Raw genomic sequence first — 20,934 nt, 5'->3', positions numbered from 1 at the left:
CCGGCAGTGATCGAGAGTCTGTCTACTGGTAAACTACCACGGGTGAATACGCTTGTGGGTGTAACCAGGGTGTCGAGGGCTCGTCCTGTCGATTTATGCGGTATTCCGGAACGCCGAAGCGGCGTCGGGGCGAGCCGCGTGTTCGGAAGCGAGTTCGCAACGATAGTCACTCCCCATCCCTAGCCCGCCGGCGGAGGCGCGCGGGCATGTCGTGTGCGGGCTGGAGGGTCATCGCGGGGTCGAGCGCCAGGTCCCGCAGCGGCTCGACGCGGTACCGCTGGCCGACCGTGGCGAGCGCGATGACCGCCTCAAGGAGCGCGAACCGCTGTGCGAGGCAGGCGCGCGGGCCAGCGCCGAACGGGACGAACGAACACCCCTTGTCGGCGGGCGAGGCGTCGCGCCACCGCGCCGGCCGCCAGTCGTCCGGGGCGTCCCAGAACCGCTCGTCGCGGTGCAGCCGCCAGATCGAGACGTGCGTCCGCATTCCCTCCGGGAGCCGGTAGCCGCCGAGGTCCACGGGGCGCGTCGTGACCCGGGGGAGCATGAACACCGGCGGGTACCGGCGCAGCGTCTCGTGGACGATCCGCTCCGTGGTCGTGAGCTTCCCCACGTCCGACAGCGTCGGCGCGTCGCCGCCGAGGACGCCGTCCAGTTCGGCGTGGAACCGTTCGCGCACCTCGTCGTGAGTGCCGAGCAGGTACAGCGCGTACGAGAGGAGCAGCGCCGTCGTCTCGTAGCCGGCGAACGTCAGCCCGGTGACCTGGTCGACGATCTCCCGGTCGCTGAGGTCGGCCCCGCCGCCCCCGCGCAGTTCGACCAGCGTCGACAGGAGGTCGTCGCCGAGGTCGCCCCGCTTGCGCTCGGCCAGCAGCGCCTCGCCCTCCGCCCGCAGGGTCTCGACGGCCTCGTGGAACCGGCGGTGCGCCGGCGTGGGCACCCAGTTCGGGAGCGCGAAGGAGGTCGGCTCGAACCAGAGGTTGAGGTCGCCCGCCGCCCGGCGGAGGGTCTCGTCGCCCTCGGGGTCGAGCTCCCGGCCGAACACCGCCCCGAAGAAGTTCGCGAGCGCGACTCGGTCCATCTCCCGGCGCACCGATATCCGGTCGCCGTCGGCCCAGCGGTCCACTCGTCGCCGCGTGATCCGAACCACGTCGTCGACGTACGACCGGATCCGCCCCGGGTAGAAGAACTCCTCGAGGGCGTCGCGCTGGCGACGCCACTGCTCCCCCTCCGTCGAGCCGACGCTCTCCCCGAACGCGACCCCGAAGTCGTCGGTCTTCGCGAACGCCTCCGGCTCCTCTATCAGGGCGCGTTCGACGTGGTCCGGGTGGGAGAGCAGGCAGTACTCTCCGACCCCGAGCGTCCGTATCCGCACGACGTCGCCGTACTCCTCGGCGACCGCGTCGTGCAGGCCGAGCTGGTCGCGGATCAGCTCGACGGTCTGTCCCAGAACGGGGAGGCCGTCCGCGGCCGGGGGTGGGGTCGTCGACACGGCCGACGCTACGCCGCGAACCGGTGAAGAACCTGTTCGTGGTGTCGCCGCCGACGGCGGGGGCGGCGCCGGAACGGTCAGCCGATCGCCCGAATACAGCTAGTGATCGGTTCGGTTACATACAGGCTGTATTCGCGCAAGCAAGAGGGGGTCCCGTCGACTCCAGAGGAGTATGGCCGTCACCGAAACGAACGCGACGCAGCTCCCCCGGACCGACAGCGACGAACTGTGCTACCGCATCGTCTCCGCGGTCGCCGAACGCCGCGGCGTCGACGCGGACGAGATCGAGGACCGCCTGTTCGACGTCGTCGACGTCGACGCCCTCGACCGGTTACTCGGCGGGCCCGCCTCCGACGCCGAACTGGAAGTGTCGTTCACTCTGGCGGGCGTCGAGGTCCTCGTGACCGCCGACCGCACGGTGCTCGTGACCGGCGTCGTGGAGTGAATCGCCGGCGTTGTGGCGTCTCTCCTCCCCGCGCACCCTCGACGGGCACTCTCCTTGCCTCCGTCTGACAAATGGTTAAGTGGCTGTAGGGACGATTCGTGGGCAAGATGGGGAACAAGAACAAGACCATCTCGTTTCGCGTCAACGAGGACGCGTTCGAGACGCTTCGGGACATCGCGGAGGAGCGAGACCTCTCGCTGTCTGCCGTCTTCCGGGACTACGTGGACACGCTCGTCGCGCACGACGGTCAGGTGCGGGTCGTACCCGAGCACGAACTCGACGAGGGCGACGAGGACACGTCGTCGTTCCCGCCGAAGGTCGAGGTGCCGAAGAGCTTCGTCCGCGAGCACGAGCGCCTCGAACTGGAGGCCGAACACCTCCGGGAGCAACTGGAGGAGCACAAGCGATACGTGACGGAGCTCCGCCAGCGCCTCGACGAGCAGAGCGACGACGAGGACGTGATCCACCTGGAGGAACTGGACGACGAGGACGGGGACGAGGAGGAGCGGCCGTACCGGTACACATAGCGCGGCGTCCGGGACCGATCCGATCTCGCTTTTTCGCCCTCGCCGGGAGCACCGCGAATCCCGTCTCCGGTCGATGCCGAAGCCGGTTTCCGTCCCCCTGCCGAAGCCCGCCCCATGTGGCCCTGGGGACACCTCGCCGTCGGGTACCTACTGTTCGCCGCGACGTCGCGTCGGCGGCGAGCGCGCCCGCCCGACGGCGCGGAGACGATACTGATCGCCCTCGGCACCCAGTTCCCCGACCTGATCGACAAGCCGCTGGCCTGGAGCGTCGGCGTCCTCCCGAACGGGCGCTCGCTCGCGCACTCCGTCTTCGTCGCGGCGCTCGTCGTCGCGCTCGTCCTGTGGCTCGCCCGACGCGCCGGCGCGCCGACGCTCGGCGGCGCGTTCGGCCTTGGCTACGCCTCGCACCTCGCGGCGGACGCCCTGCCGGCGCTTCTGTACGGCGTTCCGTCGGATCTCGCCTTCCTCGCGTGGCCGGTCCTGCCGCCGGTGGAGTACGACACCACCCAGAGCTTCGTCGCGCACTTCGCCGGCATCGAGCCCACGCCGTTCTTCCTCGCACAGGTCGGCCTCACGGCGGCGGCGCTGGTCGTCTGGCTCCGCGACGGCGCGCCGGGGCCGGGCCTCGTGCTCGACCGGGTCGGTGTCGGGCGAGCGGGCGAGGCGGACCGGTGACTCACTCGCTCAGTTCGAAGCCGTCGAGGTCCCGCTCGCCGGCGCGGTGGCGTTCGAGGTAGTACACGACCCCGGGCTGGTGGGCGGCCCCGACGATCAGGTGGACGGGCCGGGTGCCCTCGGCGTGGTACACCGCGTAGTCCGCCATGCGCTCGTTTCGCGCGTGGGTCACGAGCTCGAGCTGGCGGTCGTGGCGCCGCAGCCACTCCCGCTCCAGCGGTTGCGGCAGGAAGCGCTTCGCGTAGTAGCGCTGGAGGTCGACGAGACGTTCGGGGTTCTCCGCCGCCCGCCGCGTCTTGCGGAACGACTCGAAGTCCTCCCCGGTCGCGAGGTCCTCGTGAGTGGTGAGAAAGCCGGAGGCGACGTCGCCGAGCGCCGCGCCGAACCGTTCGCCGTAGACGTCGCTCCCGGACTCGATGAGCGTGAAGGCCGCCTCCCGGAACTCCTCGGCGAGCGAGTCGACGTCCTCCAGCAGGCCCTCGAACTCCGAGACGGCGAAGCCCTCCGCGGGGGCGTCGACGTCGGCGTCGCGGCAGCGGTTCATCGCCCACCGGTAGTCGTCCATCGCGTACACGCCGGGGACGTCGTCGAAGTACATCCGCCGGACGCCCTGCTCGCAGTACACCGTTGCGCCCCCGTCGAGCAGGCGCGAGACGTGCTCGCGGAGGTACCGCTCCTCGGCCGGCGTGTCAGCGTGCGTGATCCCGTGGACGCAGATGGCGTGTCCGTCGACGGTCACGCAGTCGCCGGGGAGGCCGTCGCGCCGGGGGACGCTGGCCAGTTCCTTCTCCCGGAGGTCGTACCAGTCCCGCTTCGCCGCGAAGTAGGCGTCGTGCTCCGAGTCGGCGTCGAACCGGCGCGTCAGGTCGGCCAGATCGGTCGCGGCGCGGATATCGGCGAGTCGCGTGCGCTCCGCCGGAGTCAGTATCGCGTCCCGGCCGTCGCTCGAACCGGATGGCATTCGTCTCCCACTAGGGCCGAACGGGTAATAAGCCGTCGCCGGACGCTCGCTCACGCGAACTCGGTCGCAACCTCGACGCCGACCGCGTCGAACTCGCTCATCGCCGCCAGCCGGTCGGGGACGTCGGAGAGCGCGACGGTGGCCGACACCAGCGCCTCGGGGTCGACCCGACCGCTCGCGATCAGCCGGAAGAGGTCGTCGTAGCGGGCGGGCGGCATCCCGCGGGAGCCGCGGACCGCGATCCCCTTCTGGACCACCTCGTCCATCGGGAGCGGAATCTCGCCGCGGTCGTCGTCCCCCGTGAGGCCGACCTGGACGTGGGTGCCGCCGCTCGCCAGCGAGCCGACCGCCGCCCGGCACGTCTCCGTGCTGCCGAGCGCGTCCATCGACACGTCGGCGCCGCCGACGAGGTCCCGGACCCGCGCCGGCACGTCCGCCGCGTCGGCCGCGTTCACCGTCTCCGCGGCGCCCACCTCCGCCGCCATCGCGAGGGGTTCGTCGCGGACGTCGACCGCGACGACGGTCGCGCCGAGGGCCGACGCCACCTGCACCGCGGAGAGGCCGACGCCCCCGCAGCCGACGACGACCGTGCGGTCCCCGCCGCCGACGTCCGCGACGGCGTCTAACGCCTCGAACGCGGTGACGAACCGACAGCCGAGGCTGGCCGCGGCGACGGAGGACACGCCGTCGGGAAGCGGGACGGCGTTGACGTCCGCCCGCGGGACCGGGAAGCGCTCGGCGAACGCGCCCGGCGCGTCCGGGCCGAACCCGAGCGCGGTGGCCCCCTCGCAGTAGTTCGTCCGGCCGCGGCGACAGGCCGGACACGTCCCGTCGGCGAGGTTGAAGGGGACGACGACCCGGTCCCCGACGTCGACCGTCTCCACGTCCGCCCCGACCTCGACGACGGTGCCCACCGGCTCGTGGCCCAGTATCTGCCCGGTCGGGACGCGGTCGTCGACCCAGTCGCCGTGACCCTGCCAGGCGTGCCAGTCGCTCCGACAGATCCCGCAGGCCTCCGTCTCGACGACGGCGCCGTCCGGGTCGACGGTCGGATCGGGGACGTCCCGCACCGACAGCGGTTCGCCGTGCTCTTCGAGGACGACAGCGCGCATGGCCGATCAGTCGGCGCGCCGGTAGAAAGTGCCTTGGGCTCGGCGCGTCACGCCCGCCGGGCCAGTCGGTCGACGTTCGCGGAGGTCGCGCGGGTCAGTGGCCGCTCGCCGCCAGTCAGCCGCCGGCCGACTCCTCGTCGTCCAACGCCCGCTCTATCTCCGACTCGTCGAGCAGGTCGACGAGAGTCACCTCCTCGCGCCGGTAGGACCGCAGTTCCTCGTCGGTCAGGAGCTCCGCTAGCTCTCCCTCACCGAGGTTCGCTTCGAGCGCGTCGTCGACGTCTTCGGGGTCGTAGCCGGGAACGGGCATGCGTGCCATTTCGTGGCACACGGAGTTATACCCACTCCCGATGCCCGCGCGGACCCGGCGTCTACTCGAAACGTCCCCGATGAACGATCTCGTCGAGCGGCTTGCGCCCGCTCGGCTCCTCGCGCTCCCGGAGTTCCTCGGGGAGCGTCTCCGGCGGCGCGCGCTCGCCGACGGCGACCATGGCCTCGACCGCGAACTCCTCGGGCACGCCCAGCACCGCGGCCGCGCGCTCGTAGTCGAACCCGGCCATGGCGTGGACGGCGAGGCCGCGGCGGGCGCCTTCGAGCGCCAGGTTCTCCCAGGCCGCGCCGGTGTCGAACGAGTGCACGGGGGCCGGTTCGCCGTTGTGGTCGAACGTGGTCTTCGACGTGATGACGGCGAGCACGGCGGCGTCAGCGGCCCACGCCCGGTTCGCGTCGTTCAGCAGACCGAGGAAGTCGTCCCACTCCTCGTCGTCACGGGCGGCGTAGACGAAGCGCCAGTGCTGGTTGTTGAACGCCGACGGGGCCCACCGGGCGGCCTCGAACAGCGGGAGGTACTCCGCCTCGTCGAGCGGCTCCCCGGTCATCGCCCGCGGCGACCAGCGGTTGACGAACAGCGGGTCGACGTCGTGGTCGGGGTCGCGGTAGCCAGTTACCTCGTCGCGGATCTCGCGTCGCCTCGTGACTTCTTGCATCGTCGCCCTCTAGCCGCCGCGTATATTTATTCCCTATGTGAAATGAATGCAACCACGTTACACCGATGTCCACGTCACGTCATCCGTTTATAGTGTTCGAGAATACAGTATTCAAACTGACACGATAGCGCCCGGGCGGCCGCGTGGCCGACCGCGGCTACTCCTCGCTCTCGTACGGTTCCCCGACCGCGGCGGGCATCCTCGTCGAGCCCCAGAACGTGAGCACGACGACGACGGCAACGTAGGGGAACAGGTTGACGAGCCGGTTCGGCAGGTCGATGCCGGCGGTCTGGAACTGGATCTGCAGCATGTCCAGCCCGCCGAACAGGAGCGCCGCGGCGGCCGCGCCGAGCGGGTTGTAGTTGCCGAACAGGTAGGCGACGATGCCGATCCACCCTCGGCCGTTGACCATCGTGTCGCCGGTGCCGGTGAACGACCCGGCGTGCGCGAGCAGCACCGCGCCGCCGAGCCCCGCCATCGCGCCCGAGAAGATCACCGCCGCGTACCGGACGCGAGCGACGTTCACGCCGGCGGTGTCGAGCGCCTCGGGGTTCTCGCCGGCCGCCTGTATCCAGTAGCCGTACCTGGTGCGGTAGAGCACCACCCAGGCGGCGACCGCCAGAACGGCCGTGAGCAGCACCAGCGGCGACGCGTCGAAGAGTATCCGACCGACCACCGGGACCTCCGAGAGGACCGGGACGGTCAGGTCGTTCACGCTCGCGATACTCGGGCTGTTCCTGCTCCCCCAGAGGATGACCGCCGTGAACGGGCCGAAGCCGAGGCCGATGAACCAGACGGCCAGCCCGGCGACGATCTGGTCCGCCTCGTACCGGATCGTCAGCACGGCGAAGACGACCGTGTACGCGACGCTGATGAGTACCGCTGCGAGGATGGCGAGCCAGAGGTCCGCCTGGCTGGGTGACCCGCCGCCGAGGAGCCACGTCACGGCCGCCGCGTTGGCAGCCCCGAAGATCATGAAGCCCTCCAGGCCGATGTTGAACACCCCGCTCTTCTCGGCGTACAGCCCGCCGATAGCGGCGAGCGCGATGGGCGTCGCCGCCTGGAGTGCCCGCTCGACGAAACCGACCGTGACGATGACTGCGACTGGTAGGTCCAGCGCGACCGCGGCCGCCGCGACGAGGACGACCAGGGCGGCGGCGCTCCCGACGCGAACGCGGTTCTCGGCCGCGTAGTCGGCGACGCTCACCGGTCGTCACCCCCGAAGCCGGCCCGCGGCGCGACCATTCGGAACAGCTCCGGCGCCGCGACGAACAGGACGACGAGGCCGACAATCCCGTCGATGAGCTGGACCGGGACGTCGCTGTTGATCCCGATGTGCGTCCCGGCAGAGTCGAGCGCGCCGAACAGCAGCCCCGCGGGGACGACCCCGAGCGGGTTGTTCGCCGCGAGCAGGCTCACGGCGATGGCGTCGAACCCGTACGTCCCGACGCCGCTCGGGTCGCTGTAGTACCCCTGGACCATGACGGCGAAGACGGCCCCCGCGATCCCTGCGATCATCCCTGAGAAGGTCATCGTCGCGACGATCGTCCGCGCGGCGTCGACGCCCGAGTACGTCGCGGCGCGCTCCTGGTGGCCGCTCGTCACCATGTCGTAGCCGACGTGCGTACGGGTCATGACGACGGAGACGACCGCGACGACCGCGAGCGCGACGGCGAGGCCGACGACCGAGAAGTCGGGCGAGTCGAACGCGATCGCCGGGAGCTCGACGTACTCCGGGATCCGCTCCGTGTTGGGGGCTCGGTTCCCCTCGCCGCGCAGCGGGCCCTCGACGAGGTAGCCGACGACGCCGACGGCGATGAAGTTCAGCATGATGGTGGTGATGATCTCGTTCGCGCCGGCGTAGGCCTTCAGTACGCCGGGGAGCGCCGCGTACGCGCCGCCGGCGAGGGCAGCCGCGACCGTCCCGAGGACCAGCAGGGCGACCCCGCCGGCGGTCCCCGTCGGCAGCGCCGGGGCGAGCCGGAGGATCGCGACGACGCAGACGACTCCGCCGACGACGAACTGCCCCTGCACGCCGATGTTGAACACGCCGGCGCGGAACGCGACCGCCACGGCGACCCCCGTGAGGATGAACAGCGTGGCGAACTTCAACGTCCGCGCGAGGGCGTTCTCGTCGCCGAACGCTCCCTCGAACACGTTGCCGAGGAACAACAGCGGGTCGTACCCCGCCGCCGCCACGACGGCGAGCCCGACGAGCAGCGCGAGCGCCGTCGACGCCGTCGCGACGACGACCCGCTGGAGCACCGACGCGTCAAGCATCCGGTCCGCCGCGCGGTCGACGGCGGCGCGGGCCCGGCCGGGGTCGGCGTCGCTCAAGGCGACGCACCCCTGTTCCCGTCCGTCGCGCGCTCGGCCACCTCGTCCTCCGGTTCGTCGCCGTCGCGCCCGCGGCCCGCCATCAGCAGGCCGAGTTCCTCGTCGGTCACCCGCTCGGGGTCCACCGTGTCGACGAACTCGCCCTCGTACATGACCGCGACCCTGTCGCTGAGCTTCCGTATCTCCTCCAGCTTCGACGAGACGAACAGGATCGCAAGCCCCTCGTCGCGGAGCGCCAGCAGTCGATCGTGGATGAACTCGATCGACCCGATGTCGACCCCGCGGGTCGGGTGCGACGCGATCATCACGTCCGGGTCATGCTCTATCTCCCGGCCGACGACAAACTTCTGCTGGTTCCCGCCGGAGAGCGATCCGGCCCTCGCGCGGGGGTTCGGGGGCTGCACGTCGTACTCCCGGACGATGTCCTCGGCGTGATCGCGGACGGCCGCCCAGTCGACGAAGTGCCGGTTCACGTACGGCTCGACGGTCTGGTTGCCGAGCAGCGCGTTCCGCACGAGGTCGTAGTCCTGCACCAGCCCCTCCGCCTGACGGTCCTCGGGGACGTAGGCGATCCCCTCCTCGATGCGCCGGCGTCGGCTCGCGCCGGTGACGTCCTCGCCGCGGAGCCGGACGGTGCCCTCAGCGACGGGTCGGAGCCCGGTTATCGCCTCGACGAGCTCGGTCTGGCCGTTCCCCTGGACGCCCGCGATCCCGAGGATCTCGCCCTCGCGGACGGTGCAGTCGACGCCGCGGACCCGCTCGACGCCGCGGTCGCCCCGGACGCGGAGGCCCTCCGCGTCGAGCACGGGGTCCCCCGGCGCCGTCTCGCGCGGTTGGCGGTCGAACAGCACCTCCCGCCCGACCATCATCCGCGCCAGTTCCCGCTCGGTGGTGTCCGCGGCGTCCACCGTGCCGACGACTTCCCCGTCCCGGAGCACGGTGACGCGGTCGGCCGCCGTCAGCGCCTCGTCGAGCTTGTGGGTGATGAAGACGAGCGAGCGGCCGGCCGCCGTCAGCTCCTCCATCACGTCGAACAGCCCCTCTACCTCCTGCGGCGTGAGGACCGCGGTCGGTTCGTCGAGGACGAGGACCTCCGCCCCGCGGTAGAGGCTCTTGACGATCTCGACGCGCTGTCGGACCCCGAGGTCGAGGTCGTGGACGCGCGCGTCGAGGTATCGGCCGACGTCGAAGTCGTAGCGCGAGCTGATCGCCGCGACGTCCTCCCGCGCGGCCGCCTCGTCGACCAGCCCGTTCTCGGTCGGCTCGTGGCCGAGGATGACGTTCTGGAGGACGGTCATCGGCTCCACGAGCTGGAAGTGCTGATGGATCATCCCGATCCCCGCGTCCATCGCGTCCCGGGGGGAGTCGAACGTCCGCGGTTCGCCGTCGACGTAGATCGTCCCCGCGTCCTGGTCGTACAGGCCGTAGAGGACGCTCATCAGCGTCGTCTTGCCGGAGCCGTTCTCGCCGAGCAGGGCGTGGACGGACCCTTTCTCCAGCGCGAAGTCGACCCCGTCGTTCGCCACGACGTCGCCGAACCGCTTGGTGATCCCCTCCAGTCGAACGGCGGGCGGTGCGTCACTCGCGTCCATGGTGTAGTAGTGGTGGCATGAGTGCGGAGAGACGGAGAGAGTCGTCAGTCACAGCCGGCGGCGGTACAGGGGACCTCGATGTCGCCGTTCGCGATGCCCTGCTTCGCGTCCTCCAGGTTCTGGTTCACGGCGTCCGGGAGCTGCCCCTCGAACGCCTGGCCGATGACGCAGTCGACCGCCTCATCCTCCAGTCCGAGCGTGTTCGCGCCGGCGACGCTGTCGAACTCGCCCTCGGCGACCGCCGTCGCCACCTCGCGGGTCCCCTCGTTGATGTACTTGACCGCGGAGCCGAGGATGACGTCTTGGAAGTCCGGGAGCGTCTGCGACTGGTCGGCGTCGACGCCGATGGCGAACCGGTTCTGGTCCTGCGCGGCCTCGAATACGCCCCGCCCGGCGGCGGCCGCGGCGTGGTAGACGATGTCCGCGCCGTCGTCGTACTGCGAGCTGGCGATGTCGGCAGCCGTGTCCGTGTCGGTGTAGTCGCCGATGTAGCCGACGTTGACGTCAACGTCGCCGTTCACCCACTCCGCGCCGGCGACGTACGACCGCTCGAACGCGTTGATGAGCGACTCGTCGACGCCGCCGACGAACCCGATCTGGGCGCTCCCCGGGTCGGTCTCGCTCCCCTCGTGTGAGAGCTCCTCCGTCGTCATCGTGCCGGCGAGGACGCCCGCGAGGTACGACATCTCGTGGTTCGCCCAGGTGTAGCCGGCGACGTTCGGCTCGTCGACGTGGTCGTTGATGAGCATCCAGTTCTGGTCGGGGTAGTCAGCGGCGTTCTGGGTCAGCGCCTCGGTGTGGTTGTACGACACCAGCACGATGAGGTCGTAGTCGCCGCTCTGGGCTAGCTCGGACTGGGTCGACTGGTACTGCGCCTGCTCGGTCTCCTCGACCTGATTGATCTCGAGGTCGTACTCCTCGGCTGCGGACTGCAGCCCTTCGAGCGCGAGGTCGTTGAACGCGTTGTCGTCGAAGCCGGCGGGGCTCGACACGATGGCGACGTTCGTCGCGCCGTCGCCGGAACCGTCGTCGTCGCCGTCACCACCGGTACACCCGGCGAGCGCCGTGCCGCCGACAATGGCCGCGCCGGACGCGAGTACCGTCCGCCGGTCGATCGTCGCGGGGGACCCGTCGCTCGCCTCGGAGGTGTCGCAGTCCGAATTACTATTGGGAGACATACTCAATCAATAGTTACTTACTCTACAGTAAAAAGCTATCTGCGGATCGGCCCCGCCGGCGTCCCTTACCGGCGACGCTCGTCGGCCCACAGCGCCGCCGCGAGCGCCGTGGCGCCGGCGAGCGACCCCGCGAGCAGCCAGAACGCGGGGATGAAGCCGACGGTCTCGGAGAGGATCCCCACGACGGCGGGCGACACCGCTCCTGCGCCCATCAGGAGCGTGCGGACGACGCCGAGGCTCCCGCCGGCGATGGCGTCCGGGACGAGCGACATGAGGTACGCCCCCCGGACCGGGCGGAAGCCGTGGCTCCCGAGGCCGGTCGCGACCGCGGCGGCGCCGAGCAAGAGTGGGTCACCGGTCGGCGTCAGCAGGATCAGCGCGATCAGCGCCGCCGTCGACAGGCCGAGCGTGGCCCCCACGACGGGGACTTCGCCCAGCCGGTCGCTCGCCTCGCCGGTCGCGAGCTGGACGAGGCTGGCGGCGAAGAGGGCGCTGTAGATGAGGCTCGCCGTCGTGGCCGACAGCCCGGCCGCCTGCGCGAGGTACGTCGGGAGGAATGCGACCAGCCCGTTGTACGCGAACGAGAACAGGACGGTCGCGACCACGAACGCCGTGAACCGCCACTCCCGGAACAGCGCGACGTACTGTCGCAGGCCGCCGCGCTCCCCGCTCGCGGACGCGTCGGTGCCGCCGGAGAGCCGCCGCGGGACGCGGACGGCGAACCCGGCGGCCAGCGCGACGCCGGCGACGCCCCCCGCGAGAAACAGCGTCCGCCACCCCGCGCCGAACACCCCCGGGGCGCCGAGAAAGAGGGCGACCGCCGCGGGCGCGACGACGCCGCCGAACGCCCCGAACGTGTCCATCACGCCGAGGGCCCGCCCCGTCCGGTCGGCGTACGCGCGGGCGAGGAGCCGGACCGCGACCGTCTTGTGGACGCCGGTCCCCGCCCCTACGAGCAGCATCGCCCCGACGAGCACGGCGAAGGGAGCGTCGACGACGAGCACGAGCGCCCCCGCGGCCGCCACCAGCGCGCCGGCGGTGATCACCGTCACCGATCCCACGCGGTCGGCGAGCAGCCCGGACGGGAACTGCACCGCCGCGTACACGAGCATCAGCCCGGAGTAAGCCGTGCCGAGGATGGCGTAGGACGCGCCGTAGGTCGCCGCCAACGGATCGAACAGCGGCGGGAACGCGTACCGCAGGAACTTCGCGAGAAACCAGATGAGCGCGGTCAGCGCCAGCGCGTCGAACCGGCCGAGTCGGCGGACCGTTGCCGTTACGCTCCCTGGAGTCACTGTGTCCCACGTAGCGCGGCCGAGCGAAAAAAGCGAATCGAAGCGGCAGCGCGCCACGCGGCGACCTCCGTCGCTCGCCGCGACCGGCAGAGGTAAGGGGAATCCGGCATCACCCGCACGGACGAATGGCGGAGGAACCCCCGGCGAGGGGCGACGGCGCGGGACCGACGGCGGACGAAGGGACCGCGACGACCGGTAGCGACGACGCCGCGACGACCGCGGCCGACGCCGTGACCGCGGGAGACGACCCCGCTGGAACCCCGAGCAGCGCGGCGACCCCGTCGACCCGCGACGAACTCCTCGAGCGCGCCGCGGCGTACGCCGAGACCGTCCCCCTCGACGTCGACCTTGACCGCGTCTCGTGGGAGATCTCGGAGCGCGCGAAGCGCCGCGCCGGCGTCTGCCGCTTCGACGCCGAGAGCGGGTCGGTCACCGTCCGGCTCACCTGGGCGGCCTACGAGGCGTACGGCTGGCCGGAGTTCACCGACGTGATCCGGCACGAACTGGTCCACGCCTGGGAGTTCCAGCGCTTCGGGGAGTCGGCCCACGGCGAGCGGTTCCGGGAGAAAGCGGCCGCGGTCGACGCGTCCCGGCACTGCCGATCGTTCGCCGACCCGCGGCTGGTGCTGCGGTGTACGGACCCCGACTGCGACTGGACCGCCGACCGCCACCGGGCGTCGAAGACGGTGACGGAACCCGGCGCTCGGCGGTGCGGGAGCTGCGGGGCGCGGTACGTCGTGGAGCACGTCGAAACCGGCGAGCGGTGGAAGACGAACGAGGGCTACGAGTCCGCGCGGGCGCGCATCGGGACGGAGTGGTGAGGCGGGCGGTTCGCCGACCTTTTGACGGGGAAGGTTCGTAGTTTCGGTTCGAAATGCCAGCGACGGGTATCGGTCCGACCGGCGACGCCGAACCGAGGGGTGATCGCTGATGGCCGGGTCCCCGCTTCGCCGCCTGGTCGCCGCCCTCCGCCGCCGCGCCGGGACCGTGTTCAAGAGCCGCGACGAGTTCGATCTCACCTCTGGCGACATCGCGAAGCCACTGTTTTACCTCTCGCTGCCAATCGTCGTCACGAACCTGCTCCAGACGGCGTACAACCTCGTCGACACGATCTGGCTGGGCCGGTACAGCACCGACGCGCTGGCGGCGATCAGCTTCGCCTTCCCCGTCGTCTTCTTCCTCATCTCGCTCGGCCTCGGCATCTCGATCGCCGGAAGCATCCTCGTCGCCCAGAACACGGGCGCCGGCGAGGAGGCGCAGGCCGAGTTCGCGGCGTCGCAGACGGTGACGTTCGCGATCATCGCGTCCGTGGTCCTCGGGGCGTTCGGCTACGTCGCGGTCGAGGACATCCTCCGACTGCTTGGCGCCTCCGCCGACGTCCTGCCCGGCGCGACCGCCTATCTGGAGATCGTCTCGCTCGGGATGGTGTTCATGTTCGCCTTCTTCGTGTTCATGTCGCTGATGCGGGGCTACGGCGACACCATCACCCCGATGCTCGTGATGTTCGTCACCGTCGTCGTCAACCTCGCGCTCGACCCGCTGCTCATCTTCGGCGTCGGGCCGTTCCCGCGCATGGGGATCGAGGGGGCCGCGTACGCGACGATCTTCTCGCGGGCGCTGGCGACCGCCGTCGGCCTGACGATCATGTTCCGCGGGAACCGCGGCGTCGAGATCCACCTGTCGCAGATGGCGCCCGATCCGGGCTACCTGCGGAAGCTGCTGCGGGTCGGGGTGCCGGCGTCGGTCGAGGGCACCGGCAACGCCGTCGCCGTCAACCTGATGCTGCTCATCGTCGGCGCGTTCCCGACCGCGGTCGTCGCCGCCTACGGCGTCGGGGTGCGGATCTTCTCGGTCATCTTCCTACCCGCCATCGCCGTCGGCCGCGGCGTCGAGACGATGGCCGGCCAGAACATCGGCGCGGGGGAGGAGGACCGCGCCGCGACCGCCTCGCACTTCGCCGCCCGCTCGATGTTCCTCGTGCTCGCGGCCGTCGGCGTCCTCGTCTGGCTCGGCGCGGCCCCGGTCGTCTCGGTGTTCTCGGACGACCCCGCCGTGGTCGAGACCGGGCGCCTCTTCCTGCGATACGTCGCGCCGACGTTCGGCTTCACCGGGGTGTTCCACGCGTACAAGGGGGCGTTCCGCGGGGCCGGGCGGACGCTCACCGCGGCGCTCGTCTCGATCCTCATGCTCGGGGGCATCCGGCTGTCGGTCGCCTGGTTCGCCTCCCGACCGTTCGGGCCCGAGGGCATCTGGCTGGCGTTCGCGGTGTCGAACATCGCCGGCGCGCTCATCGCGTTCGGGTGGTACCGGCGCGGGGCGTGGCGCGACGCCGACCTCACCGAAAGCGGGGCAGGCGTCGACGCCGCGGGGGGCGACTCGGCGGACGCCGTCGACGCTGCCGAGGACCCCGAGGCGCAGGACTAGGCGGCTCGCTCGGGGCGGCGCGTAACCGCCCGATCGAGATCCTAGGCGATCTTTTTCTGCGATCCGTCCGTACGGGACCCCGATGGGGACGTTCGACGCGTTCGGTAAACGGCGGGTGAGCGATCCCGAACTGGCGGTGTTCGTCTCGGGCGTCGCGAGCATGGGACTGGAGATCCTCGCCGGGCGGATGGTCGCGCCCCAGTTCGGGAGCAGCATCTACACCTGGGGGAGCGTCATCGGCGTGTTCCTCGCCGCCCTGAGCCTCGGCTACTACCGGGGCGGTCGGCGCGCCGCGGAACGGGCGACCGGGCGGCAACTGACGTGGCTGTTGCTCGCGACGGCGGCGTACGTTGCCGGGCTGATCCTCGCCGGGGAGATCCTCCTTGCCCAGCTGTCGACGTTCCCGCTGCCCCCGCGGTTCGCGTCGCTGCCGGCGATCACCGTCCTGTTCGGGCCGCCGACGTACCTGCTTGGCTTCATCAGCCCCTACGCGGCGGAGCTGTCGGACCGGGAGGGCATCGGCGAGGCGTCGGGCCGCGTGTACGCCCTCGGGACCGTCGGGAGCATCGTCGGGGCGTTCGGCACGACGTTCGTCCTCATCCCGTCGCTGAGCGTCGACCAGATCTCGCTCGTCTTCGGCCTCGTCTTAGTCCTCACCGCCGCGCGGATCGCGCTGTCGTCGCCCGCCCGGAAGCCGGCGTTCGCCGTCGTCGCCGTGACGCTCCTGCTCGCGGGCGCCATCCTCGCACCCTCGCTCGGCTACTCCGTGAGAGGCGAGATCGTCTACGAGACGCAGACGCCGTATCAGGAGCTCCGGGTCGTCGACCGGGGCGACACCCGCACGCTGTACCTCGACGGCACGCCCCACAGCGCGATGGACAAGGACGACCCGACCCGGCACGTCTTCGAGTACACCCGGTACTTCCATCTCCCCTTTCTCCTGACCGACGACCCCGACGAGATCGACCGGGTGCTGTTCATCGGCGGCGGGGGGTTCACCGGCCCGAAGCGCTTCGTCGAGGAGTACGACGTGACCGTCGACGTCGCGGAGATAGACCCCGCGGTGATCGACGCGGCCGAGCGCTACTTCGGCGTGGTGGAGGGAGAGCAGCTGAACGTCCACAACGTCGGCGGCCGGCAGTTCCTGCGGGAGACGAACCGGACGTACGACCTGATCGTCCTCGACGCGTACAAGCGGGACAAGGTGCCGTTCCAGCTGACCACCGTCGAGTTCATGCGCCTGACGCGCGAGCGCCTCGCCGACGACGGCGTCCTCTTCGCGAACCTGATCTCCGCGCCGACGGGGCCGGCCTCGCAGTTCTACCGCGCCGAGTACCGGACGATGGCGGAAGCGTACCCGCAGGTGTACAGCTTCCCGACCGCGGGCTCCGGGGTCATCCAGAACGTCGAACTCGTCGCCACGAAAAACGGCGAGCGCGTCTCGCAGTCGGAGCTCCGCGAGCGTAACCGCGAGCGAGATATCGGTATCAACCTGAGCGACGCGGTCGACGACTACGCGGCCCCGCCCGACACCGGCGACGTGCCCGTGCTCCGCGACGACGACGCGCCGGTCGACGCCCTCCTCGAACCGATGGCTGGCCAGCGGTACGTCGTCGAGGAGGCGGACCCGGCGGACGGCGACGGCCCTGCGGAACCGAACGCCTCGGCGAACCGGACCGGGCGTCCGGGGGAGACGGCGGCTGACGCTCCGGCGTAGCCGTCCCCGTCGCTCACTTCCACGGGTTCGACACGAGGTCCTCCTGCACGTCGGCGCCCACCTCCAGCCGGCAGTCCTCGGTCGGCGTCGCGACGCAGGTCAGCACGTAGCCGTCCGCCCGGTGGCGCTCCTTCAACCCCCGCGGTGGCCTGCAGTGGTCGACCGACCCCTCGCGGAGCAGCGCGGTGCAGGTGGCGCACGCGCCGGTCCGGCAGCCGAAGGGGAGGGCGACGCCGGCGGCCTCGCAGGCGTCGAGGATGAGGGTGCCTTCGTCCACTCGCACCGTCTCCCGCCGCCCGTCGCGCCACTCCAGGACGACCTCGTGTCCGTCCCCGTCGGTCGTCACTGCCAGACGTCGCTCGTGCAGTCGCCGTCGGGCCACCGGATCTCGTGGGCGCGGGCCGGCCCCGCGGGCATGTCGCCGAAGTCCACGAGGAAGTCCTCATCGAGCGTCATCGTCCCGCGGCGGGGGTTCACGTCGGCTTTCAGCATCACCGACCCGCGCTCTTTCTCCTCGGGGAAGAACTGGTTGTCCCACGAGGAGAACAGCGACGTCGTCCAGTAGAGGCGCTCGCCGTCGAGCGATAGCTGGAGCATCTGCGGCCCGGCGACGATGTCGCGTCCCTGCACTTCCCGGATATCGCCGAAGTAGCCGCCGATCGAGACCGAGTCGGCCTTTCGGGGGTTCGACGGGTCTGAGACGTCGTACATCCACACCTGGCCGTGGAGCCAGTTCGACCCGAACAGGTACCGGTCGTCCATCGAGATCAGGATGTCTGTCGGCAGCGCGGGGACGGGCATGTCCCAGTCCTCGTGCTCGCGGTCGTCGAACTCGATGACCGGATCGGCGTGGTACTGCCCGTCCGCCTCGTGGAAGTGGATGACGTTCGACGACAGCGCCGCGCCGACGTACCCGTGCGTACTCTCGGGCGTGTGCAGGAAGCGCGCTTCCAGCGGGATCAGGCCCTCCTCGCCGAGGTCGATCGTCTGCTCGACCTCGCCGTCCTCCCAGTCCCAGAAGTGGAGGCGCTGGCCGTACTTGCCGTCCTCGACGTCCTCCAGGTCGAACCCGGGGTAGTAGGTCTTCGGCGCGGCCCACTCCGTCGACAACATCACGTTCTGGCGCGGCTGGTACCAGAAGTCGTAGTTCATCTCGATCTCGCCCGGCGGCTCCCACCGCCCCTCGACCTCGAAGTCGTCGTTCAGTTCGAGGAACCCGCCCGGCAGGTCGCCGTCGGCGTCGCCGAGCATGCTGATGAGGATCTCGCCGTCCGGGATGCAGTGGACCGTGTGCGGGGCCGAGAGGTCGTGCTCGAACACCTCGTCGGGCTCGATCACAGTCTCGAACTCGGGGTCGCGGCGGTCCTCGGTGTCGACGACGTGGATCCGCGACGAGCACTGGCCGGGGATCACCAGGTGCCGGCGCTCCAGCCCGTCCATGTGACAGGACGACGAGCAGGCGTTCCACCCGAAGTGGTGGAGTTCGTCGCCGCGGTTCGGCATCTCCAGACGGTCGACGACCTCCGCGTACGTGTCGGAGTCCGGGTCGAGGTCGACGACCGCGAGGAAGTCCGGCGCGTCGACGTCCGTTCCGACGTACAGCCCCATCACGTAGGCCGTCGTCTCCCGCTCGGACTCCTCGATGGCCGCCTGCGGGGTCGCGTATCCCGGCCCCTCGACGCCGTGGTCGTGAGCGTGCGCGTCCGAATCGTGTGGCTGGTCATCATCACTCATGATCGACAGTGTACGTCTCCGAACGGTAAATACCGAGGGTGGTCTGGACGGCGCTCGGCGCGGATCGGGTCTTCGCCGCGGTGCTTCCGACCCGAGGGGGCGCTTCGGGCCGCGCTACCCCCTTTCCTGGGTCAGCAGGGCGACGTGCAACTCGCCGCGGAGGTACCGCTCGCCGAGTTCCGTCATCCGGTACTTCCCTCGCTCCATCCGCTCCACGAGCCCGTGTTCCTCCAGCGCGGTTAGCCGGCGGTTCACCGCTTCCCGGCTGCGGTCGATGTTGAACGCGATGATCGCGGGCGTGAGGACGAGCTCGGAGGAGTGAAACAGCTCCAGGATCGCGTCGTCCATCGGCGTCATCCAGTCGGCCGGCCGCCGGATCCGCGCCGGTTCGTCCAGCAGCAGTCGGGCCCACTCCTCCGTCCTAAGGTCGTTGCTGACGGGGTTGTAGAGCCCAAAGACGACCAGCAGCGCTCCGAGCCCGTGGACCCAGTGGACGAGGGCGGGGGCCGCCACCTCGACGACCGGGCCGCCGACGACGAACACGACGAGGCCGGCGACGGTGACGAGCAGGAACGGCCGGTACCCCGCCGCCGAGGACTCGAGGTAGAGGAAGTAGACGAGCCCAGCCCCGACGACGAGGCCGACGAGGAGGTTGTACGACTGGAACGGGGTCAGTTCGGCCATCGTCACTCGCCCCGCAGGCGGTCCCGCTGTAGTCGGCGGTGGCTGCGAACGGCCAGCAGGACGAAGGCGGCGATGACCGTGTTGACGACGCTGCGAAGCACTTGCAGGAGGAGCGTCTCGGACCCGGCCGCGAGCAGGACGACGTGGTATATCGTCGTCGCGGACATGATCAACGACACCAAGGCGATCACCGTCCCGAACGGCGACTCGCGGAAGATCTCCCAGGAGAGCACGGCGAGTATCCCCGCACCCGTCCCCGCGACGATCGCGAACGAGACGCCGAGCGCGCGGATCAGGGTTTCGGTCACGCGGTACCGTACGACGGGAACCGCCTTAACCTCCGGTTTCGCCGCGTTCTCGGGACCAGAGCGACGGACAGGCGCGCGTCGCGGCCCGCAGCACTGTTCGCTTCGGCCACCGGTTTCGCGGCCCGGCCCCCGCGATAAGGCGAGACAAACATCCGCCGACCGCGTTACGGTCGGGTTGTACCGCCGCCTTGCCCGCCTCACTAGTTATCGTCCGGCGCTGGCCGGCGAATAACAAAACCCGTCCATCCCCTCCGATCGCCCGCAATGGCGCTCACTCAGATCGACCACGTCAGTCAGAACGACGAGATGCAGCAGTGTATCGACAACTGCCTGGAGGCGGCCCAGGCCTGCGAATGGTGTGCCGACGAGTGCGCGGGCGAGGGCGAGGAGATGGCGGAGTGTCTCCGCCTGTGTCGCGACGTCGCCGACCTGACGACGCTCCACGCGCGCTTCATGGCCCGGAACTCCGACTACAGTTCCGACCTCGCGGAGACCTGCGCCGACGCCTGTGAGGCCTGCGCCGACGAGTGCGAACAGCATGACGCCGAGCACTGTCAGGTCTGCGCGGAGGTCCTCCGGGACTGCGCCGAGACCTGCCGCGAGATGGCGGCCTGACGGTCAGGCCTCAGACGGCGCGGCGCCCTCGCCGGCCTCGAACTCCGTCGCCCGCCGCTCGTAGGCGTCGAGTTGCCCATGGGCCCACTCGCGGACCGCGGCGTCGTCCGTCTCGACGATCGCTTTCGGGTCGTCGCCGTCGACGGCGAGCAACTGGACCGTCTCGTCGATGACGGCGACCCCGAACGGGAAGGAGTCGGGGTAGACGTACATCTCGTATCGGTCCGTCCGGGACAGTTTCTCGAACAAGTCCGCGTACGCGGCGTCCGTGCGGTGAGTTTCCGCCACGTCGGGTTCCACGAGCAGTTCCATCCGCGCGTCGCCGTGAACGACCCGGTCGTGAACGACCTCGAAGGCGTGTAGTCCCGTCACCGGGAGCGACGCCCGGACCGACGAGGCCTCCTTGAGTCGCGCGACGTGCTCGTTGATCATCGACCACGGATCGCCCGCGTCGGCGGTGTGCAAATCGGCGTCGCGGAGGTGCTGGAGGCCCAGGTCGAACTCCGAGCGCGGGACCCACTGCAGGAACTCGGTGAACCGGGCGGCCGCCGCCACCTGTTCGAGCGCGTCCTCGGCGGCGCCCGTCACGAACTCGCCGACCGGCGTCAGGCGGTACCCGTCGGCCCCGTACTCGATCAGTTCGAGGAGCTCCAGCTCCCGGACGGCGCGGTTGACCGTCGACCGCGAGACCGACACCTCCGATTCGAGCGTCCGCTTGTCCTTCGGCCCGTCGGCGAACCGCCGCAGCAGTTCGCGGCGGTCGACGACCGTTTTGAGGATCTCGACCGGATCGTCCTCTCCTCCCATTGACTCTGGGGCTACGTGCGCTCGCCCGGCACAAGTACTGTTCGGCCG

At 70.4% G+C, this 20,934-nt stretch carries 22 protein-coding genes; 7 read left to right on the top strand and 15 right to left on the bottom strand.

Translation table 11 applies throughout. The features are described from left to right. Positions 1-166 precede the first annotated feature (166 nt). On the bottom strand, positions 167-1,489 hold the full coding sequence (locus D8670_RS04660; RefSeq protein ID WP_162994188.1) for a cytochrome P450: 1,323 nt from the start codon (positions 1,487-1,489) through the stop codon (positions 167-169). A 172-nt stretch (positions 1,490-1,661) separates the two neighbouring features. On the opposite strand from D8670_RS04660, the gene D8670_RS04655 reads away from it, so the two are divergent. The 3 genes from D8670_RS04655 to D8670_RS04645 all read left to right on the top strand — a co-directional run bounded on the left by D8670_RS04655 (position 1,662) and on the right by D8670_RS04645 (position 3,136). Continuing rightward, the gene (locus D8670_RS04655; protein ID WP_121816913.1) at positions 1,662-1,934 is read left to right on the top strand and encodes a HalOD1 output domain-containing protein; all 273 of its coding nucleotides are present in this window, start codon (positions 1,662-1,664) and stop codon (positions 1,932-1,934) included. Between the two features lie 107 nt (positions 1,935-2,041). Continuing rightward, on the top strand, positions 2,042-2,461 hold the full coding sequence (locus D8670_RS04650) for a DUF8146 domain-containing protein (protein WP_121816912.1): 420 nt from the start codon (positions 2,042-2,044) through the stop codon (positions 2,459-2,461). A 114-nt stretch (positions 2,462-2,575) separates the two neighbouring features. After that, the gene (locus tag D8670_RS04645; protein WP_121816911.1) at positions 2,576-3,136 is read left to right on the top strand and encodes a metal-dependent hydrolase; all 561 of its coding nucleotides are present in this window, start codon (positions 2,576-2,578) and stop codon (positions 3,134-3,136) included. A 1-nt stretch (position 3,137) separates the two neighbouring features. On the opposite strand, the gene D8670_RS04640 is transcribed toward D8670_RS04645, so the two are convergent. The 9 genes from D8670_RS04640 to D8670_RS04600 form a co-directional block, all read right to left on the bottom strand. Further along, positions 3,138-4,097: a hypothetical protein gene (locus tag D8670_RS04640; protein ID WP_121816910.1), complete on the bottom strand. Its 960-nt coding sequence runs from the start codon at positions 4,095-4,097 to the stop codon at positions 3,138-3,140. Between the two features lie 50 nt (positions 4,098-4,147). Further along, positions 4,148-5,209 (bottom strand): zinc-binding dehydrogenase, encoded by a 1,062-nt coding sequence (locus D8670_RS04635; RefSeq protein WP_121816909.1) that lies wholly within the window; start codon positions 5,207-5,209, stop codon positions 4,148-4,150. A gap of 115 nt (positions 5,210-5,324) precedes the next feature. Continuing rightward, on the bottom strand, positions 5,325-5,519 hold the full coding sequence (locus D8670_RS04630) for a DUF8027 family protein (RefSeq protein ID WP_121816908.1): 195 nt from the start codon (positions 5,517-5,519) through the stop codon (positions 5,325-5,327). Between the two features lie 61 nt (positions 5,520-5,580). Then, entirely contained in the window at positions 5,581-6,195 is a 615-nt protein-coding gene (locus D8670_RS04625) for a nitroreductase family protein (RefSeq protein WP_121816907.1), read from the bottom strand. Positions 6,196-6,352: 157 nt separating this feature from the next. After that, positions 6,353-7,402 carry an ABC transporter permease gene (locus tag D8670_RS04620; RefSeq protein WP_121816906.1) on the bottom strand — a complete coding sequence of 350 codons (1,050 nt, stop codon included), beginning with the start codon at positions 7,400-7,402 and terminating at the stop codon, positions 6,353-6,355. Continuing rightward, positions 7,399-8,475 carry an ABC transporter permease gene (locus D8670_RS04615; RefSeq protein WP_121817564.1) on the bottom strand — a complete coding sequence of 359 codons (1,077 nt, stop codon included), beginning with the start codon at positions 8,473-8,475 and terminating at the stop codon, positions 7,399-7,401. Before D8670_RS04615 ends, D8670_RS04620 begins: the two co-directional genes overlap by 4 nt. A gap of 53 nt (positions 8,476-8,528) precedes the next feature. Continuing rightward, on the bottom strand, positions 8,529-10,124 hold the full coding sequence (locus tag D8670_RS04610) for an ABC transporter ATP-binding protein (RefSeq protein ID WP_121816905.1): 1,596 nt from the start codon (positions 10,122-10,124) through the stop codon (positions 8,529-8,531). Between the two features lie 44 nt (positions 10,125-10,168). Then, entirely contained in the window at positions 10,169-11,308 is a 1,140-nt protein-coding gene (locus D8670_RS04605; RefSeq protein WP_375137266.1) for a BMP family lipoprotein, read from the bottom strand. Positions 11,309-11,367: 59 nt separating this feature from the next. Continuing rightward, positions 11,368-12,597, bottom strand: coding sequence for an MFS transporter (locus tag D8670_RS04600; RefSeq protein ID WP_121816903.1), 1,230 nt, complete (start codon positions 12,595-12,597; stop codon positions 11,368-11,370). Between the two features lie 125 nt (positions 12,598-12,722). On the opposite strand from D8670_RS04600, the gene D8670_RS04595 reads away from it, so the two are divergent. The 3 genes from D8670_RS04595 to D8670_RS04585 all read left to right on the top strand — a co-directional run bounded on the left by D8670_RS04595 (position 12,723) and on the right by D8670_RS04585 (position 16,738). Continuing rightward, on the top strand, positions 12,723-13,418 hold the full coding sequence (locus D8670_RS04595) for a SprT family zinc-dependent metalloprotease (protein WP_121816902.1): 696 nt from the start codon (positions 12,723-12,725) through the stop codon (positions 13,416-13,418). Positions 13,419-13,527: 109 nt separating this feature from the next. Then, complete coding sequence (locus D8670_RS04590) at positions 13,528-15,021, top strand: MATE family efflux transporter (protein ID WP_121816901.1); 1,494 nt, start codon at positions 13,528-13,530, stop codon at positions 15,019-15,021. 82 nt (positions 15,022-15,103) lie between these two features. Beyond that, positions 15,104-16,738, top strand: coding sequence for a spermidine synthase (locus D8670_RS04585; RefSeq protein ID WP_121816900.1), 1,635 nt, complete (start codon positions 15,104-15,106; stop codon positions 16,736-16,738). A gap of 13 nt (positions 16,739-16,751) precedes the next feature. On the opposite strand, the gene D8670_RS04580 is transcribed toward D8670_RS04585, so the two are convergent. The 4 genes from D8670_RS04580 to D8670_RS04565 form a co-directional block, all read right to left on the bottom strand. Continuing rightward, on the bottom strand, positions 16,752-17,084 hold the full coding sequence (locus D8670_RS04580) for a 2Fe-2S iron-sulfur cluster-binding protein (RefSeq protein WP_121816899.1): 333 nt from the start codon (positions 17,082-17,084) through the stop codon (positions 16,752-16,754). Further along, entirely contained in the window at positions 17,081-18,472 is a 1,392-nt protein-coding gene (locus D8670_RS04575) for a selenium-binding protein SBP56-related protein (protein ID WP_121816898.1), read from the bottom strand. Before D8670_RS04575 ends, D8670_RS04580 begins: the two co-directional genes overlap by 4 nt. A 114-nt stretch (positions 18,473-18,586) precedes the next feature. Then, entirely contained in the window at positions 18,587-19,156 is a 570-nt protein-coding gene (locus D8670_RS21460; protein WP_121816897.1) for a winged-helix domain-containing protein, read from the bottom strand. 2 nt (positions 19,157-19,158) lie between these two features. Next, positions 19,159-19,464 carry a hypothetical protein gene (locus tag D8670_RS04565; RefSeq protein ID WP_121816896.1) on the bottom strand — a complete coding sequence of 102 codons (306 nt, stop codon included), beginning with the start codon at positions 19,462-19,464 and terminating at the stop codon, positions 19,159-19,161. 264 nt (positions 19,465-19,728) lie between these two features. On the opposite strand from D8670_RS04565, the gene D8670_RS04560 reads away from it, so the two are divergent. Continuing rightward, positions 19,729-20,079 carry a four-helix bundle copper-binding protein gene (locus D8670_RS04560; RefSeq protein ID WP_121816895.1) on the top strand — a complete coding sequence of 117 codons (351 nt, stop codon included), beginning with the start codon at positions 19,729-19,731 and terminating at the stop codon, positions 20,077-20,079. Positions 20,080-20,082: 3 nt separating this feature from the next. Here D8670_RS04560 and D8670_RS04555 read toward each other — a convergent pair whose 3' ends face one another. Next, positions 20,083-20,886, bottom strand: coding sequence for a helix-turn-helix transcriptional regulator (locus tag D8670_RS04555; protein WP_121816894.1), 804 nt, complete (start codon positions 20,884-20,886; stop codon positions 20,083-20,085). Positions 20,887-20,934: the final 48 nt, after the last annotated feature.

Origin of the sequence: Halostella limicola (assembly GCF_003675875.1) — an archaeon.
Lineage (GTDB): Archaea > Halobacteriota > Halobacteria > Halobacteriales > Natronoarchaeaceae > Halostella > Halostella limicola.
Note: the sequence above shows the minus strand (reverse complement) of the source record. Positions and strands in the feature narration are given on the sequence as shown.